At 53.1% G+C, this 890-nt stretch carries 1 rRNA gene; it reads right to left on the reverse strand.

What is annotated here, in order from left to right:
* Positions 1–890 (reverse strand): 23S ribosomal RNA (locus DSOL_RS26125); the annotation flags it as partial.

Here is an 890-nt window from a genome sequence, read left to right on the forward strand (position 1 = left end):
TCGCAGTCAAGCTCCCTTCTGCCTTTACACTCTGCGAATGATTTCCAACCATTCTGAGGGAACCTTTGGGCGCCTCCGTTACTCTTTAGGAGGCGACCGCCCCAGTCAAACTGCCCACCTGACACGGTCCCTCATCCCGTTTAGGGATGTAGGTTAGAATTTCAATACGATCAGGGTGGTATCCCACCATTGCCTCCACCGAACCTAGCGGTCCGGCTTCTCTGGCTCCCACCTATCCCTGTACAGATCGTACCAAAATTCAATATCAGGCTACAGTAAAGCTCCATGGGGTCTTTCCGTCTTGTCGCGGGTAACCTGCATCGTTCACAGGTATTACAATTTCAGCCGGGTCTCTCGTCGAGACAGTGCCCAAGTCGTTACGCCATTCGTGCGGGTCAGAACTTACCTGACAAGGAATTTCGCTACCTTAGGACCGTTATAGTTACGGCCGCCGTTTACTGGGGCTTCGGTTCAAAAGCTTCGCTTACGCTAACCTCTCCCCTTAACCTTCCAGCACCGGGCAGCGTCAGCCCCTATACTTCACCTTACGGTTTTGCAGAGACCTGTGTTTTTGCTAAACAGTCGCTTGGGCCTTTTCACTGCGGCCTCCTCGGGCTTTCACCCTATCGAGGCACCCCTTCTCCCGAAGTTACGGGGTCATTTTGCCGAGTTCCTTAACGAGAGTTCTCCCGAGCGCCTTAGGATTCTCTCCTCACCCACCTGTGTCGGTTTACGGTACGGGTACCCCATTCCTCACTAGAGGCTTTTCTTGGCAGCATGAGATCGGTGACTTCGGTACTATAATTCCTTCCCGCCATCACAGCCTAGCCTTAAGTCTACGGATTTGCCTGTAAACTCAGCCTCACTGCTTGGACGTGCTCTTCCAGTCG

Source organism: Desulfosporosinus metallidurans (assembly GCF_001936615.1).
Lineage (GTDB): Bacteria > Bacillota > Desulfitobacteriia > Desulfitobacteriales > Desulfitobacteriaceae > Desulfosporosinus > Desulfosporosinus metallidurans.